The 15,429-nt window shown below is 72.9% G+C and carries 15 protein-coding genes; 6 read left to right on the plus strand and 9 right to left on the minus strand.

Annotation, left to right across the window (positions count from 1 at the left end; all coding sequences use genetic code 11):
* Positions 1 to 150: 150 nt before the first annotated feature.
* From VB059_RS06065 to VB059_RS06080, 4 genes are all read right to left on the minus strand, one after another.
* Positions 151 to 909, minus strand: coding sequence for an SDR family NAD(P)-dependent oxidoreductase (locus VB059_RS06065; protein ID WP_323421129.1), 759 nt, complete (start codon positions 907 to 909; stop codon positions 151 to 153).
* A gap of 130 nt (positions 910 to 1,039) precedes the next feature.
* Positions 1,040 to 2,110, minus strand: a complete 1,071-nt coding sequence (locus VB059_RS06070) for a diacylglycerol/lipid kinase family protein (RefSeq protein WP_323421130.1) — start codon at positions 2,108 to 2,110, stop codon at positions 1,040 to 1,042.
* Positions 2,031 to 2,465, minus strand: a complete 435-nt coding sequence (locus VB059_RS06075; RefSeq protein ID WP_323421131.1) for a MarR family transcriptional regulator — start codon at positions 2,463 to 2,465, stop codon at positions 2,031 to 2,033. Before VB059_RS06075 ends, VB059_RS06070 begins: the two co-directional genes overlap by 80 nt.
* A 72-nt stretch (positions 2,466 to 2,537) precedes the next feature.
* Entirely contained in the window at positions 2,538 to 3,344 is an 807-nt protein-coding gene (locus VB059_RS06080) for an SDR family NAD(P)-dependent oxidoreductase (protein ID WP_323421132.1), read from the minus strand.
* A 172-nt stretch (positions 3,345 to 3,516) separates the two neighbouring features.
* Here VB059_RS06080 and VB059_RS06085 point away from each other — a divergent pair, with 172 nt between their 5' ends.
* Positions 3,517 to 4,314, plus strand: coding sequence for a YoaK family protein (locus VB059_RS06085; RefSeq protein WP_323421133.1), 798 nt, complete (start codon positions 3,517 to 3,519; stop codon positions 4,312 to 4,314).
* A 113-nt stretch (positions 4,315 to 4,427) separates the two neighbouring features.
* Here VB059_RS06085 and VB059_RS06090 read toward each other — a convergent pair whose 3' ends face one another.
* On the minus strand, positions 4,428 to 5,282 hold the full coding sequence (locus VB059_RS06090; protein ID WP_323421134.1) for a DNA-formamidopyrimidine glycosylase family protein: 855 nt from the start codon (positions 5,280 to 5,282) through the stop codon (positions 4,428 to 4,430).
* A 188-nt stretch (positions 5,283 to 5,470) separates the two neighbouring features.
* Between VB059_RS06090 and VB059_RS06095 the strand changes: the two genes are divergently transcribed.
* Positions 5,471 to 6,052 carry a protein-L-isoaspartate O-methyltransferase gene (locus tag VB059_RS06095; RefSeq protein ID WP_323421135.1) on the plus strand — a complete coding sequence of 194 codons (582 nt, stop codon included), beginning with the start codon at positions 5,471 to 5,473 and terminating at the stop codon, positions 6,050 to 6,052.
* A 139-nt stretch (positions 6,053 to 6,191) separates the two neighbouring features.
* A complete protein-coding gene (locus VB059_RS06100) occupies positions 6,192 to 6,773 on the plus strand; it encodes an isochorismatase family protein (protein WP_323421136.1) in 582 nt (193 codons plus the stop codon).
* Here VB059_RS06100 and VB059_RS06105 read toward each other — a convergent pair.
* The gene (locus VB059_RS06105; protein WP_323421137.1) at positions 6,736 to 7,776 is read right to left on the minus strand and encodes a tellurite resistance/C4-dicarboxylate transporter family protein; all 1,041 of its coding nucleotides are present in this window, start codon (positions 7,774 to 7,776) and stop codon (positions 6,736 to 6,738) included. The two genes, VB059_RS06100 and VB059_RS06105, sit on opposite strands and share 38 nt — an antisense overlap.
* 316 nt (positions 7,777 to 8,092) lie before the next feature.
* Between VB059_RS06105 and VB059_RS06110 the strand changes: the two genes are divergently transcribed.
* Positions 8,093 to 8,947, plus strand: coding sequence for a DUF542 domain-containing protein (locus VB059_RS06110; protein ID WP_323421138.1), 855 nt, complete (start codon positions 8,093 to 8,095; stop codon positions 8,945 to 8,947).
* Positions 8,948 to 9,004: 57 nt separating this feature from the next.
* On the opposite strand, the gene VB059_RS06115 is transcribed toward VB059_RS06110, so the two are convergent.
* A complete protein-coding gene (locus VB059_RS06115) occupies positions 9,005 to 9,526 on the minus strand; it encodes a flavin reductase family protein (protein ID WP_323421139.1) in 522 nt (173 codons plus the stop codon).
* Between the two features lie 139 nt (positions 9,527 to 9,665).
* On the minus strand, positions 9,666 to 10,304 hold the full coding sequence (locus VB059_RS06120) for a peptidyl-tRNA hydrolase (protein ID WP_323421282.1): 639 nt from the start codon (positions 10,302 to 10,304) through the stop codon (positions 9,666 to 9,668).
* Between the two features lie 105 nt (positions 10,305 to 10,409).
* On the opposite strand from VB059_RS06120, the gene VB059_RS06125 reads away from it, so the two are divergent.
* On the plus strand, positions 10,410 to 11,330 hold the full coding sequence (locus VB059_RS06125) for an NUDIX domain-containing protein (protein WP_323421140.1): 921 nt from the start codon (positions 10,410 to 10,412) through the stop codon (positions 11,328 to 11,330).
* On the opposite strand, the gene VB059_RS06130 is transcribed toward VB059_RS06125, so the two are convergent.
* Positions 11,289 to 13,973, minus strand: a complete 2,685-nt coding sequence (locus tag VB059_RS06130) for an AAA family ATPase (RefSeq protein ID WP_416339510.1) — start codon at positions 13,971 to 13,973, stop codon at positions 11,289 to 11,291. The two genes, VB059_RS06125 and VB059_RS06130, sit on opposite strands and share 42 nt — an antisense overlap.
* Positions 13,974 to 14,043: 70 nt before the next feature.
* On the opposite strand from VB059_RS06130, the gene VB059_RS06135 reads away from it, so the two are divergent.
* Positions 14,044 to 15,357, plus strand: a complete 1,314-nt coding sequence (locus tag VB059_RS06135; RefSeq protein ID WP_323421142.1) for a chloride channel protein — start codon at positions 14,044 to 14,046, stop codon at positions 15,355 to 15,357.
* The last annotated feature ends 72 nt before the right edge of the window (positions 15,358 to 15,429 follow it).

Genomic DNA, 15,429 nt, shown 5'->3' on the forward strand with positions numbered 1-15,429 from the left:
CCCCCGGCGCCGTCCGTCGTTCTGTGGTCCGCGCTCCTGCGTCGTTCCCCGGCCCCTCCGCCGAACCGCTGTCGCCCGAGTTGTTCCGGCCATCGTCCGGCCGGCCTTCCGGCGTCGGTCCGGCTCAGGGTCGGTGGCGCCTCGGCCGGCTCAGATGACGCTCCAGCCGCCGTCACACATCAGCACGGTGCCGGTGATGTTGGAGGCATCGTCGCTCAGCAGGAAGGTGATGGCGGCCGCGAGTTGGTCGGCGGTCGCCGTCGGGGCCATCATCGCGCCGAGCAACGGAGCGATCACCTCGGTGAAGCCGGTCGTGTCCATCCGGGTCCGGATGTTGGTGGCGACACCGCCGGGCGCGACGCTGTTGCAGCGGATCCCCTTGCGTGCGTAGAAGAGCGAGGTGGACTTCGTCAGACCGATGACCGCGTGCTTCGAGGCGGTGTACGCGACGCCGGCGGCCGAGCCTCGGATGCCGGCCTCCGAGGAGATGTTGACGATGGCACCCGACCCGCGGGCCAGCATCACCGGGATCGCGGCGCGACTCATCCGCATCATCGAGGTCACGTTCACGTCGAAGACCCGCTGCCAGGTGTCGTCGTCGATCTCGGCGACGGTGAGGAAGTCGTCCATGATGCCGGCGTTGTTGACCAGCCCCCACAGTTCGGGGCCGGCCTCGGCGACCACCCGGTCGACGACCGCCTGGTCGGTGATCGATCCCACGACATAGCGGAACCCGGGGCTGCCGAGCTCCTCGGCGACGTCCTTGAGCCGCTCCTCGGACAGGTCGACCCCGACGACGTACGCCCCCTCGGCGACCGACCGGGTGGCGGTGGCCCTCCCGATGCCGGATCCGGCACCGGTCACGATGATGGTCCGACCGGCGAAGCGATCGGTGATGACGGCGGACATGACAACCTCCCGTGCGAATGTGAGCACGCTGCCCGACAACCACACGGCCGGTACGTCGTACCGCCTGCTGCGACCCGCTTGCGATGACCTGCCTGTGACGACCCGGCCGCGACGACGCACCGTCTGCTACTCAGTGTAGGACGCCGGTCTCCGTGGCGGACGCGATCCGCGGCACGCCGATGCCGTGCCGGACGGTCAGGGCTCCCGGCAGCAGACCGACCTCGAGATCGAGGACGTCGCGGACCACGTCACCGTCCAGCTGGACCGGCAGCGGCGCCGCCGACGTCACCCGGGCCCGGGCCGTCCGCCCGTACGTGAGGGCCGGGCCCCGGCACGGCCGGCCGGACAGCCCGCTGCGGGCCACCACCAGCCAGTCGAGCGGACTGCGCAACGGCAGCTCGAGGGTCTCCAGCATCCCGTCGTCGGGCACCGCCGCGGGGAACACCGCGATCCCGCCGGGGACCCGGGGCAGGTTGCCGAACAGGACGGTCCAGGTCCGCGCCTTGCGCGGGCAGCCGTCCAGGTCGACGGTGAGGGGCAGCGGGCGGCGCAGCACGTGCCGGATCCCGGCGGCGAAGTAGGCCAGCCAGCCCAGCCAGCGCTTGAGACGTACGCCGGTGGCGGCGACCGTCTGCGCGTCACGGCCGATCCCGGCCATCACCAGGAAGGCCGACTCGACCGGCCCCCTGTGTCCGGTACGCATCCGGGCCAGCCCGACGTCCATCCGCAGTTCCGCACCGGTCAGCGCGAGCGCGACGGCGCGCCGTACGTCCCGACGCGGCAGCGCCAGGTTGCGGGCGACGATGTTGGCGGTCCCGGTCGGGATGATGCCGAGCGGGACACCGGTGCCGGCCAGCACCCGGGCGACCTCACGGACCGTGCCGTCCCCACCCGCGACGACGACGAGGTCCACCTGCGCGGCGAGCAGCCGCCGGGCCTGGTCCGCCCCCGGGGAGTCGACGGTCGTGGTGAGGACGGTCGGGGCAGGCGCGTCCACGTCGGCGAGGGCAGCAGTGAGCTCCTGGCGGGCACGGGCCGCCCGGCGTCCGTGGGGATTGAGGACCAGCCCGACCCGTGGCGCGGCCCCCGGATCACCTGCCGGGCGCGTGGGCCCGGCCGGCTCAGTCACTCCGGGGCAGACCTGCGGCCAGGTTGTCGCACATCCGCCGCAGGGTGTCGACCGTGGTCCGGTAGTCCGCATCACTGATGTCGCGGCCGAGGTCCTCCCGGACCCGCTCGACGTGTCCGTGGACCTCGTCGTGCACCGACACCCCGGCCGGAGTGAGCGAGAGCAGGCCGCCGTCGTCGCCGATCCAGCCGCGGCCGTCGAGGGCCTCCAGGGCGTCCTCGAGGGAATCGTCCTCGTCGCAGCGGAAGGCCCCCAGGGTCTCGCGCAGACTCGCGACACTCCGGGCGCCCCAGGTCAGGGTGCTGAGCACCTGCCACTGTCGCCGGGTCACATCGTCGTCGTGAAGGGCCTGCTCGAACGCCTGGTTGATCAGGGAGTCGAGATGCTTGGCCCAGTAGCCGATCGGCCGCTCCTGCTGTTCCCGCATACCCTCACGGTAGTCGCCCGGACCGGTCGCCGACCATGACTTCGGCGTCGCGGTCGGATCCGCGCCGATCCGTCAGCGAGGCATCCGGCGCCACACCGCCCGGGGCACGTACGGTGCGACCGAGAACATCACCCGCAACTGCCAGGGGATCCACAGGTCCACCCCGCTCCCCCGGGCGAGGCGCGCGACGACCGCGTCGGCCACCCGGTCGGGGGTGCTGGCGAAGATCGCCGGGGCCATCCCGGCGGTCATCCGGCCGATCACGAAGCCCGGGCGGGCGATGACGAGGTGGACCCCGGTGCCGTGCAGCGCATCGGCCAGTCCGGAGGCGAAGCCGTCGAGACCGGCCTTGGCGGAGCCGTAGACGTAGTTGGCGCGGCGCACCCGGACCCCGGCGACGGACGAGAAGGCGACCAGGGCGCCGGACCGGCGCGCCCGCATCCGGTCGGCGAGCACGGTCAGCAGGCTCGCCTGGGCGACGAAGTCGGTGTGCAGGATCCGCACCACCTCGCCGGCGTCGGACTCGGCACGGGTCTGGTCGCCGAGGATCCCGAACGCCAGCACCGCGACCCCGATCGGACCGGCTTCGCGTTCGATCCGGTCGACCAGGCCCGGATGGGCGGCCGTGTCGTCGGCGTCGAAGTCGACGATCCGTACGTCGGCGGCACCGGCGTCCAGGCACTGCTGTCGTGGATCGCTCAGGTCGCCGGGCCGGGCGGCCAGCACGACCGTACGTCCCGGGGCGAGACGCCGGGCGACGGCCAGCCCGATCTCGCTGCGGCCGCCGAAGACGACCAGGCAGCCGGCCGGGACGGACGTGGCGGCCGGGACCGGTGTGCCGGCGGTGTCGGACGGGGGCTCGGTGTCGGCTCGATCCATCCGGGCAGCCTACGCCCGCGCTCTGCCACCCCGGTGGCACGCACGGCTGTTCCTGTCCGGGGCCGACCGACACAGTGCCGACCTCTGCCAGCCAGGTGGCACGCGGGACTGTTGCGACCGCGGTCCAGGGGCGAAGATGTCCTCGCACATCGGCATCGGGAGGAGGTCCCACGTGCGCACCAGAATGGCCGACTATCTGCTCGAGGTGGCCGGCGCCCGGCGGACCCCCGAGCTCAACCGCCACCTCGCCCTGCTGCTGGCGTTGGTGGCCGGCATCCTCAACTCGGTGGGCTTCGTGGCGGTCAGTGTCTACACCTCGCACATGACCGGGCTCACCGCCACGGTCGCCGACGCGATCGTGCTGTGGCGCCCGGCGGTGGTGCTGAGCGGTGTGATCGCCATCGCCTCGTTCGTGGCCGGGGCGATGGGCTGCGCGCTGATCTTCAACTGGGGCCGGCGCCGTGGGCTGCACAGCCGCTACGCGAATGTGCTGCTGGTCGAGGGCGGGATGATGCTGCTGTTCGGGCTGCTGGCCGAGGCGCTCACCTGGGAGTACCGCCACCTGGTGTTCATCGCGGTGCTCTGCTTCACGATGGGCCTGCAGAACGCCACCATCACCAAGATCTCCGGTGCCACGATCCGGACCACGCACGTCACCGGCATGGTCACCGACATCGGCATCGAACTCGGCAAGATGGCCTACCGCAACCGGCTCGCCGATGCGGATCCGGTCGTCGGGGACCGGACCAAGCTGACCATGCACGCCTCGCTGGTCGGGTTGTTCTTCCTCGGTGGGATGATCGGCGCAGCGGGCTACCTGTGGATCGGTTTCGTCTTCCTGGTGCCGACCGCGCTGGTGCTGCTGGTGGCGACGTACCGCCCGCTCGCCGACGACGTCCGGACCGCCCTCCTCGCCCGTCGCCGCGCCGGAGCAGCGGATCTGAGCAGCGGTCCTGATCGCCGCCGCTGATCAGCGGGGCGTGACCAGCGGTCCTGATCAGTGGACCCGGCTGCCGATCGGTCCTGAGCAGCGGACCCGACGTTCCTGTGCCGCCCCGGGGACTCCGCGGCCGGCGCCTCGGCTCACTTCAGCAGCCGGTCCATCCGCCGGTCGCTGAGCCGGCGTCCACCGGTCTGGCAGGACGGACAGTACTGCAGCGACTTCTCGGCGAACGACACCTCGGCGATGTCGGTGCCGCACACCGGGCAGGGCAGGCCGGTGCGGGCGTGCACCCGGTAGCCGGCGTGCTTGACGTCCTTGATCCGGTCCAGGCGCTGGCCCGCCAGCGCCGCCGCGGCGCGCCCGAGCACCTCGGCGATCGCCGCGTGCAGCCGGGTGACCTCCTCGGCGTCGAGGGTCCTGGCGGTGGCGTACGGGGACAGTCGCGCGGCATGCAGGATGTCGTCGGAGAACCCGTTGCCGAGGCCGGCCATCACCGACTGCTGGGTCAGCACGGTCTTCAGCCGCGACGAGGAGCCGGCCAGGATCGCGGCCAGGTCCTCGACGGACAGCCCACCCGCCTCCGGCCCGAGGGTCGCGATCTCGGGCAGTGACTCCGGGTCGGCGGTGACGTACGCGGCGACCCCCTTCTTGGTGCCGGCCTCGGTCACGTCGAACGACGCCCCGTCGTCCAGCACGACACGCAGGGCCAATGGGCTGCGGCCGGGCCGCACCGGGGTCTTCGGGTTCGTCGTGTGCCAGCGCAGCCAACCGGCCCGGGCGAGGTGCACCGCCAGGTGGAGGTCCTCGCAGCCGATCAGCAGGAACTTGCCGCGCCGGCCGACCTCGGTGATCCGCTTGCCGGCCAGGGCACTGAGCGGCGGCTCCGCCGTCTTCAGCACGGAGAACGAGGCGAGGTCGACGCGCTCGATCACCCGGCCCGCGGCGTGATCACGCAGTAAGGCGGCAGCGGCATCCAGCTCGGGAGCTTCCGGCATGCGGCCATTATGTCCCAGGGGATCGTGTCCCGGGCGTCACCGGAAGCCACCCCGGTCACCGGATGCCACCCCGGTCACGGCAGGCAGGTGGTGATCGGACGACCGGCTGTTGTCCGGCCCCGACAGTCGCCCGTACGCTGGTCGTGAGGACCCGGCGCCACGCCGGGCAACGACCCGGAGCGGATCTCGTGAGCAAGCCGGCAACGGTCTCCGACATCATGCGGGTGATGCGGGAACTCGGCCGCACCCCGTTCCTTCCCGAGGGTGCGCAACCGTACGCGGACGTCGACCTGCCGCTGCCGATCGGGCATGGCCAGACGAACTCCCAGCCGTCCACCGTGGTGGCGATGCTCGAGCTGCTGGAGGTCGGCGCCGGCATGCGGGTGCTCGATGTGGGGGCCGGTTCGGGCTGGACCACCGCGATCCTGGCCCGTCTGGTCGGCCCGGCCGGCCGGGTGCTCGGCGTGGAGCGGATCGCCGATCTCACCCGACGGGCCACCACGACCCTGGCGGGGCTGGATCTGCCCTGGGCCGAGATCCGTCAGGCGGTGCCCGGCGTCCTCGGCCTGCCCGACGAGGGACCGTACGACCGGATCCTCGTCTCGGCGGAGGCGTCGGAGATCCCCGGCGACCTGGTCGAGCAGCTGGCCCCGGGCGGCATCATGGTCATCCCCGTCCGCTCGGTGATGCACCGGGTGTGCCGCAGCCCGACCGGGACGGTCGAGGACTCCAGGCACGGGCTCTACTCCTTCGTACCGCTGATCCGGTAGTCGTCTCTCCGCACCACCGTTCCGGTAGCACCTCGCGCACCGCCGATCCGGTGGCACCCGCGCCGCTGATCCGCCAGCACCCCGCGTACCCAGATCCGGTGACGGCCTGCCATCCGGCGGCCCGACCTACACTCCAGGTATGTCAGCCACGGCGTTCCTCATCGTCGACGCCCAGAACGATTTCACCGAGGGCGGTTCCCTCGGCGTGGCCGGTGCCACGGCGGCGTACGAGCACATGCGGGCCCACCTGGCGGCGCATGCCGCCGACTATGCCGTCCTGGTCACCACCCAGGACTGGCACATCGACCCCGGCGCGCACTGGTCCACGACGCCCGACTACGTCGACAGCTGGCCGGTGCACTGCCGGGCCGACAGCCGGGGCGCGGAGCTGGCGCCGCTGGTCGAGAGCATGCTCGCCGAGCACCCCGACCTGCCGCGGCTGCAGGTCCGCAAGGGTCAGCACCGGGCGGCCTACTCCGGGTTCGAGGGCACCGTCCCCGGCACGGACCGACCGCTGGCCGCGGCCCTGCGGGAGCACGGCATCACCGACCTGACCGTGGTCGGGGTCGCCACCGACCACTGCGTCCGGGCCACCGTCCTCGACGCGCTGACCGAGGGGTTCGACGTCACCGTCCTGACCGACCAGATCGCCGCGGTCGACCCGACGCGCGGCAGCTCGGCCCTCAGCGAGATGGCACGGGCCGGCGCCGTACTGCGCTGACCCACGACGCCACCATCGCCACGAACGCGGCGCTCCACGCCGCGACGGCCACCCACATCCAGGTCGTGCCGATCCACTCCACGATCGGCAGCCGGTCGGCCCGGCCGAGGTACATCCCGGCCACCCCGTACATCCCGAGCGGGAAGACGATGCTCCACCAGGCGGGGGTGTAGTGCAGCGGGTCGCGGTGCACCACGTGGCGCCAGACGCCCGCCCCGACGAGGGCCGGGATCAGCCAGGTGGCGAAGCACCACATCAGCACCGCCAGCCCCGCGACCAGGCCACGGACCGCGTCCACCATCGGGGCGCTGTCCATCTCGACGATCCGTGCCCCGGCGACCACCGTGATGGCGACCGCCCCCATGGAGATCCAGTAGGCCGGATCCATCTCGTGCGGCTCCAGCGGGTAGACCAGCAGTCGCAGCGACAGGAACAGCGCGGTCGCCGCGTACAGCATGACGCCCACCGACCAGGACAGCACCGCCACGATCGCCAGCCACTGCCGGGCGGCGGGGAAGTGCGGTTCGAGGGTCGCGGACGCGACCGCGACCGACTGGCTGGCGACCACCCAGACCAGCCACGACCCATTGGCGGAGCGGATGATCGGCCGCTGCGGGTTGCCGAGCACGACCGCTGCGGGGACGGCGTAGCCGAGGATCGCCCAGACGGTCGCCGCCACCGCGAGCAGCACGGCCCCCGGCCCCACCGGACCGTGGCCGGCGATCGCGACGGCGAGCACATCGGTGGCGGCCACGAAGGTGAAGAACTGGAAACCGGTGCGCGGGTTGCGGACGTCCGCGGCCATCGCCGACCGGTGCCGGGCCAGCCGGACCAGATTGAGGGCCACCAGCGTCACGTACGCCACCGACGCGAGCCCCAGCAGCAGGAGCGAGGCGACCGCCCAGCCGCGCTGGGCACAGCCGACCGAGACGATGCCGCTGGCCATCACCAGGGCGAAGTACCCCGGTGAGAGATGCTCGAGCGGGGAGGCCTGGCCGGTCATCACGGCTCCTTCCGGGCGGAGGTGCGGACACTCCGGCGGCTGCTGGGCCGACCGGATGTGAGTCATCGTGGCACACCGGGACCGTGCCCATGGCCGAGCCCGGCGGCTGTGCCGTGTGGGCGTCGCGGACCGCGGCCGAATGGGCGTCACGGACCGCGGCCGAGTGGGCGTCACGGAGCACAGTCGGGGCACGACGAAGCGCGCTTGACGTACGTCAAGGACCACGACGGGGCAGGTCCGTACGGTCGAGGGTGTCCGGACGCCGATGATGCGGACCGGGCACCTCCCCCGACCTGATCGCAGAAACGGATGGACCATGACCGTCACCCGCACCACCGACCCCGACAGCCCTCGCACGACCCCCGCCGACAGTCACCCGGCCGCCGGGCCCGGACCGACGACCATCGCCCGGACCGGACCGGCCGCCGACCGGATCGATGTCCGGGCCACTCTGGCGGATCTCGTCACCGCCGACACCCGGCGGGCCCACGTGCTGGAAGAACTCGGCCTGGACTACTGCTGCCACGGGGGCCGTACGCTCGCCGGCGCGGTGAAGCAGGCCGGGCTGGACCTCGACGAGGTGACCGCCGCCCTGGCCTCCCCCTCCCCCGAGCCGGCATCGCCGGCGACCACACCCGGTGACACCGGTGACGGGGCGGCCGGCAGGCCCGATGCCCTGTCCGCGCTGGCCCAGGACATCGTCGACACCCACCACGCCTACCTGTGGGAGGAGCTGCCGCGGCTGCGTGCCCTGGCCGAGAAGGTCGCCCGGGTGCACCGCGAGCATCATCCCGAGCTGGCGCGGGTGCTGGAGCTCTACCGCGCCGCACAGGCGGACCTCGAGCCCCACCTGACCCGCGAGGAGCAGGTGATCTTCCCGGCGATCACCCGGCTGGAGCTGACCGGCGAGACGATGACGTCCCAGGGCCCGCTGGGTCCGCTGGTCAGGGCCCTGCTCAAGGAGCACAACGTGGTCGGGGGCATCTTCCAGGAGCTCCACGCGATCACCGGCGGCTACCGCACCCCGGCGGACGGGTGCGTCTCCTACGAGAAGCTGTACACGGGGCTGGCGGCGATGGAACGTGACCTGCACCTGCACATCCACCAGGAGAACAACGTGCTCCTGCCGGCCACACTCGAGCGGCTCGCCGCGGTCGGCGCGTCCGCCTGACCCCGCCGGGCCTGACCCCGCCGGGCCGCACCGATCACGCCCGGTCGCGTGGGCTGCTCAGCCCAGCCGGGTGTCCTCGCCGAGCCGGTGATAGGTCCGGTCGACGTACACCAACGGCCAGGTGTGCTGCCCCAGTCCGGCGGTGAGGGCCCGGACCACCACGAGGAGGCTGTTGCCGACGTGGACGCGCTGCTCGATCCGGCCCTGGACCCAGCCGGTGGAGCCGGTCAGCACCACGTCCCCGGTCGGCAGCACCCGGATCTCCGGGCCCGCGAACCGGTCCTGTGTCCGGGAGGCGAACCGGTCGGCCACGGCGGCCTGGTCGGCCGAGAGCACATTGACCACGACGCTGTCGGCGATCTCGATCACCGGCAGTGCCGAGGAGTGCGCGTTGACGGAGAAGGCCAGGTAGGCCGGGTCGACCGACAGCGAGATCACCGAGGTGGCGGTGAAGCCGATCGGGCCGTCCGGCCCGAGGGCGGTGACGACCGCGACCCCGCCCGCATGACGCCGGAAGACCGCCTTGAAGTCCTCGACGCTCACACCGTCGTCCCGCGCACCCTCCTCAAGACCTGTCACGGGTCGTTCCTTTCCTCGGTCGCGGCTGTCCCACCCTCGAGCAACGGTAGCGGTCACCTGTGACCGGGCGGCCGCTGGTCGTCGGCGCGCCTCCGCCCGCCCGGGCCAACAGGCCCAGTGGGCCCGGTCGAGGTCGGGGTCAGCGGGCCCAGTGGGCCCGGGTCGTCTCGGTCGGGCCGTCGAGCTCGGTGAATCCGGCGTCGACCACGCTGACGGGCCGGCGGGTGGCGGCCCAGGTGACGGCGTCGGGATGCTCCACCCGTACCCGGAAGCCGTCGCTGCGCCAGCGCTCCCGGGCCGACCGGTCCATCAGGTCCCAGGCCAGCTGGGCGGCATGACCGCACTGGGCGGTGAGTTTGCCGCTCGTCATCGCGATCAGCGGGCTGACCTCGATCGTCACGACGGCGGCGTCGCTGAGGCTCTCCCCCTCAGTCCCGAACTGCGTGCCGGACACCTGGAGCCGGGCCAGCAGCTTGGGCACTGTCCGCACCGGGGCCGGGACGTACGCCCGCACCGCGGCGGTGGCGAAGCCGTCCGGTCCCGGCTGGCAGACGGTCACCCCGTCGAGGGCCTGCGCGTCGTCCCAGCGCTTGCCGTCGGCGCGGCGGACCAGCTTGCGGATCCGGTCGTCGGACCAGTACGCGGTGGCGTCGTGCCAGGCTCCGCCGGGCTCACAGCGTTCATCGGCGAGCAGCGCCACGACGGCGCGGGCGCCGGCCTCGGCCACGTCGATCTCCCGCGTCGGCCGGTGCCGGTCGCGGCGTACGACGAGCTGCATGGCCCACGGATCGTCCTCGGGATCTGTCACGCCCGGCGAGCCTACCCGGCGCGAGCGGCCCGCCCCGACGGTTGACCCGGCTCGCCGGCCGACTAGGGTGCGCACATGTCCCCCGCTGTCCCCGACCCCGCCCGGGCCGGCCGAGCCGACCTCCCGCCCGATCTCCGTCGGCGTCGCCTGCCCGGGGACGGCTGGGTGCAGTGCGGCTGCGGTCAGAAGCACTGGGGCCTGTACGGCGCCGCCGGCCTGCTCGTCTGGCGCCGGACCGACGGCGGGCGCCAAATGGTGCTGCAGCACCGGGCGGACTGGACCCACCACGGCGGCACCTGGGGCATCCCGGGAGGGGCGCTCACCGGCACGGAGTCGGCGGTCGCCGGCGGCCTGCGCGAGGCGGTCGAGGAGGCCGGACTGGTGACCTCGGCGGTCCGGGTCCGCGCCGACCGGGTGCTGACCCACCCCGACTGGTCGTACACCACGGTGGTGGCCGAGGCGGTCGCGGCGTGGCAGCCCTCGGTGACCGACGCGGAGAGCCACGAACTGGCCTGGATCGACCTCGCCGCGGTGGACCGCTACCCGTTGTTGCCCGCCTTCGCGGCCGCCCTGCCGGAGCTGCGGACGATGCTGCGCCGGCTGGTCGTGGTGGTCGACGCCGCCAATGTGGTCGGCTCACGACCCGACGGATGGTGGCAGGACCGCCACGGCGCGACGGTCAGGCTGCGCGACCATCTCGCCGGTCTGGTCGGCAGCGGCCTTGCGGCCGAGGACCTCGACCTGCCCGGGGCGACCTGGTGTCCGGAGTTCGTCCTGGTCACCGAGGGCCGGGCCCGCACTGTCGAGGCGGCCGCCCCGGGCGTCCGGGTGGTCGCGGCGGAGGGCGCCGGGGACGACGCGATCGTGGCTGTCGTGGCCGGGCTCGCCGCCGATCCCGACATCGTGCTGCGGGTGGCCACCGCCGACCGGGAACTCGGCTCGCGGGTCGCCGTCTCAGGCGCGCGGACGATCTCCCCGCGGCTGGTCCGCCACTGACGCAGCTGCCCCCACAGGTCCGCCCAGATGCCGCGCCAGGTAGTGCCCGGTGATGCTGGCCGGGTGGTGGGCGACCTCGTCGGGGGTGCCGACCGCGACGATCCGCCCGCCGGCGTCGCCCCCGCCCGGGCCCATGTCGATCACGTAGTCGGCGTTGGCGATCAGGTCCAGGTCGTGCTCGATGACGATGACACTGGCGCCCCTGTCGGTGAGCCGCTGCAGCACCTCGAGCAGCGTCCGGACGTCCAGCGGGTGCAGCCCGACACTGGGCTCGTCGAGGACGAAGACCGCGCCGGACTGGTCGCGGTGCAGCTCGGTCGCGAGTTTGAGCCGCTGGGCCTCCCCGCCGGACAGCGCCGGGGTGCCCTCGCCCAGGGTCAGGTAGCCGAGCCCGAGGTCGGCCAGCGCGGTGAGTCGGCGATGCACCCGCGGGAGGTCGCCGACCGCCTCGAGGGCCTGCCGGACGGTGTGCCCGAGGAGGTCCGGCAGGGCGATCCCGCCACGGCGGATCTCGTACGCCCGCGGGGCGTAGCGCCTCCCGTCGCAGTCCGGGCACGGGATGTCGATGTCGGGCAGGAACTGCACGTCGAGCGAGACCTGTCCGGTGCCCTCGCAGCGCGGACAGGCCAGTGAGCCGGTGTTGTAGGAGAAGTCGGAGGCGGTCAGCCCGAGCCGGGCCGCGTCGTCTGTGGCGGCGTACGCCTTGCGCAGGTCGTCGTACGCCCCGCAGTAGGTGGCGACGGTGGAGCGTACGTTCGCCCCGATCGGGGTGGCATCGACGATGTGCACCCGCGAGACCCCCTCGGCCTCGAGCACCCTGACGTGCTGGGGCAGCCGGGCCCTCGCGCCATTGCCCCTCGCACCGCCGGGACCCACGACGCCGGGACCCGCCCCGCCGGCGCGCACCCGACGCGACCTCGGGCCGGTGAGCCTCGCGTTCCCCGGTCCGCCGGCCCGGGCGACGAGGGCGGGGACGAGCGACTCCAGCACCAGGGTGGTCTTGCCCGAGCCGGACACCCCGGTGACCGCGACCAGGCGTCCCCTCGGGATGTCCACCGTCAGCGGGTGGACGGTGTGCAGGGCCCCGGCCTCCAGGTGGATCCGTCCGGCCGCGAAGAGGTCCGTCTCGGCGGCGCGGGCCCGGGTGATCACCGGCTCGTCCCCGGTCAGGAAGCCCGCCAGCAGCGAGTCCGGCGACCGCTGCACCTCGGCGACCGGCCCCTGGGCCAGGATCGTGCCGCCCTCGGTCCCCGAGCCGGGGCCGATCTCCACCAGCCAGGACGCCTCGCGCAGGATCTGGACGTCGTGATCGACGAACACGACCGAGTTGCCGTCGGTGAGCAGGTCACCCATCACCCCGAGCAGACCGTCGACGTTGGCCGGATGCAGCCCGATCGACGGCTCGTCCAGCACGTACAGCACGCCCGTGGTCTCGTTGCGGACGGCGCGGGCCAGCTGGACCCGCTGCAGTTCTCCGGTGGAGAGCGTGCCGCCGGCCCGGTCGAGGGTGAGGTAGCCCAGCCCGAGCTGGATCAGCCGACGGGCCATCCCGAGCAGGGTGGCGACCAGGGCGTCGGCCATCGGCGCCATCCCGGCCGGGAGGGTGGCGGTCACGGTCGGTGCCCAGGCGACCACCTCGTCGAGGCTGAGGGCGGTGACCTCGGCGAGGTTGCGGCCGCCGATCGTGGGCGTCCGCGCCGCCACCGACAGCCGGGTGCCGTGGCAGTCGGGACAGGTGCCGGTGGTGAGGAACTTGTCGATCCGCTGCACGGCGCGCTCGTCCTTCGCGGTCCGCAGCGCCTCCTCGACGGTGAGCCGGGCGTTGCGGAGGGTGAAGTCGAGCTCGACGAAGCGGCCGGTCTTCGTGGTGACGGTGATGTGGCGCTTCTCCTCCGGCCCGTGCAGGACGATGTCGCGCTCCCGCGCGGTGAGCTCGTCGAACGGCACGTCGGTGCGCACCCCGAACTCGGCGACGACCTGGGGCATCACCTTGAAGCCGATCATCTGCCAGGAGGCGACCGCACCCTCGTCGATCGACTTCGTGGTGTCGGGCACCAGGGTGGCCTCGTCGACGGAGCGTACGACGCCGGTGCCGGTGCAGGAGGGGCAGGCGCCACCGGAGTTGAACGCCAGCGCCTCGGCCCCGGGAGGTGTCACCGTGGCGCCGCAGGTCGGGCAGGTGATCGGGGTCTCGGCCGCCACGTCGAGCGTGGGGGCGATCCGGTGCCCGTTGGGGCACCGGTGGGCGGCGAGCCGGGAGAACCTCAGCCGCAGCACGTTGAGCAGTTCGGTCGAGGTGCCGAAGGTGGAGCGGACCCCCGGGACGCCGGGGCGCTGGCGCAGCGCCAGCGCCGCGGGCACGTGCTGTACGGAGTCGACCGCGGCCCGCGGGGCGTGCGCCATCCGGCGGCGGGTGTAGGTCGACAGTGCCTCGATGTAGCGGCGCGACCCCTCGGCGTACAGCACCCCGAGGGCCAGCGACGACTTGCCGGAGCCGGAGACGCCGGCGATGCCGACGAGCTGTTGGAGTGGGATGTCGACATCGATCCCCTTGAGGTTGTGCACCCGCGCGCCGCGGACGGCGATGTGATCAGTGGCCCGGTTCACACCCAGCAGGCTAGTCCGCTGCACGGCGTCGCCCATCTGACCGCGGTGTCGCAGGAGACGTGGCTGCGCACCGTAACCTGGGTGACCGACTCAGGAGGAGGGGCCGATGGCCGAGACCCAAGGGGAGGCCGCAAGCGCAGGGATGAGCGGAGCAGCATACCTCCGGCTCGTCCTGCTGGGCGCGCTGATCGGGATACCGGCCGCGCTGGTGGCGGCGCTGTTCCTGGCGATGCTGCACGAACTCGAGCACTTACTGTGGGACGTGCTGCCGCAGGCTCTCGGCGCACCGTCACCCCCGTGGTACCTCGTGATCGGACTCCCGATCGTGGGCGCCGTACTGGTCTGGGCGGCACGCACATTGCTCCCCGGCGACGGCGGCCATCGGCCGCTCGAGGGTTTCGGCCGCGGCCCGACGCCGCTCGAGTTCGCGCCGGGCATCGTGCTGGCCGCCGTCGGCTCCCTTGCCTTCGGCGCCGTCCTCGGGCCGGAGGCGCCGCTGGTCGCGCTCGGGTCGGTCGTCGGCGTCGCGGTCACGCGACTGTTCAGGCTGAGGCAGCGAGAGGCGGCCGTGCTCGGCACGGCTGGTTCGTTCTCGGCGATCTCGGCGCTGTTCGGCGGGCCCCTGGTGGCGGGGATGCTCCTGCTGGAGAGCGGCCTGGCGATGGGCACCGCGCTGTTGCCGGCCCTCCTGCCGGGGTTGGTGGCGGCAGCGGTCGGCTACGTCCTGTTCATCGGGCTGGACGGCTGGGGCGGTCTCAGTGCGACGGCCCTTGACGTGCAGGGACTGCCGATGTACGCGGGGACGCACCTCCTCGACCTCGCCGTGGCGGTGGGCGTCGGCGTCGTCGCGGCGCTGATCGTCGCCGCGGTACGCCTCCTGGCGGCACGGCTCGAGGGCTTCGGACGCGGGCGCCACGGCATGGTGAGGTTGCTGCTGCTCGGCGGTCTGGCGATCGGGCTGTTGGCACAACTGGCCCAGGCACTCGGGGGCAATGTGCAGGATGTGCTGTTCTCGGGTCAGACGTCGGTGCCCGACATCATCAACCAGAGCTCCATCGGCGTCGTTGTCGGCGTCCTGGTCACCAAGGCGCTGGCCTATGCCGTCTGCCTCGGTTCCGGATTCCGCGGCGGCCCGGTCTTCCCGGCGATCTTCCTGGGTGTCGGGGTCGCGACGCTGGCCGTCATCGGGTTGGGCGTGTCCCCGACGCTCGCGGTCGCCGTCGGGACGGCCGCCGGGATGGCCGCCGGGACCCGGCTGCTGTTCTCCTCCGTGCTGCTGGCGGCGCTGCTCGTCGGACGCCAAGGGCTCGACGCCGTGCCCGCGGCCGTCCTCGCGGCAGCCGCCGCGTGGATCACGGTCGCAGCACTCGACCGTCGCAAGCCCTCCCCCGGAAGATCCGCCCAGCGCAAGCCACACTGACCGCGGTGACAGCTCGCGGCTCGATCAGCGTCAGCATGACGTCCGGGCCCCACCGGAGCCGATTCGCCTCGT

It is taken from the genome of Raineyella sp. (assembly GCF_034933565.1).
Lineage (GTDB): Bacteria > Actinomycetota > Actinomycetes > Propionibacteriales > Propionibacteriaceae > Raineyella.

Bases quoted from the DNA above. Each gene is read 5' to 3' on its own strand.
- VB059_RS06065 (WP_323421129.1), bottom strand. From the start codon at position 909: ATGTCCGCCGTCATCACCGATCGCTTCGCCGGTCGGACCATCATCGTG.
- VB059_RS06070 (WP_323421130.1), bottom strand. From the start codon at position 2,110: ATGCGGACTACCGGACCACGGTCGACACCCTGCGGCGGATGTGCGACA.
- VB059_RS06075 (WP_323421131.1), bottom strand. From the start codon at position 2,465: ATGCGGGAACAGCAGGAGCGGCCGATCGGCTACTGGGCCAAGCATCTC.
- VB059_RS06080 (WP_323421132.1), bottom strand. From the start codon at position 3,344: ATGGATCGAGCCGACACCGAGCCCCCGTCCGACACCGCCGGCACACCG.
- VB059_RS06090 (WP_323421134.1), bottom strand. From the start codon at position 5,282: ATGCCGGAAGCTCCCGAGCTGGATGCCGCTGCCGCCTTACTGCGTGAT.
- VB059_RS06100 (WP_323421136.1), top strand. From the start codon at position 6,192: ATGTCAGCCACGGCGTTCCTCATCGTCGACGCCCAGAACGATTTCACC.
- VB059_RS06105 (WP_323421137.1), bottom strand. From the start codon at position 7,776: ATGACCGGCCAGGCCTCCCCGCTCGAGCATCTCTCACCGGGGTACTTC.
- VB059_RS06110 (WP_323421138.1), top strand. From the start codon at position 8,093: ATGACCGTCACCCGCACCACCGACCCCGACAGCCCTCGCACGACCCCC.
- VB059_RS06120 (WP_323421282.1), bottom strand. From the start codon at position 10,304: ATGCAGCTCGTCGTACGCCGCGACCGGCACCGGCCGACGCGGGAGATC.
- VB059_RS06125 (WP_323421140.1), top strand. From the start codon at position 10,410: ATGTCCCCCGCTGTCCCCGACCCCGCCCGGGCCGGCCGAGCCGACCTC.
- VB059_RS06130 (WP_416339510.1), bottom strand. From the start codon at position 13,973: ATGGGCGACGCCGTGCAGCGGACTAGCCTGCTGGGTGTGAACCGGGCC.
- VB059_RS06135 (WP_323421142.1), top strand. From the start codon at position 14,044: ATGGCCGAGACCCAAGGGGAGGCCGCAAGCGCAGGGATGAGCGGAGCA.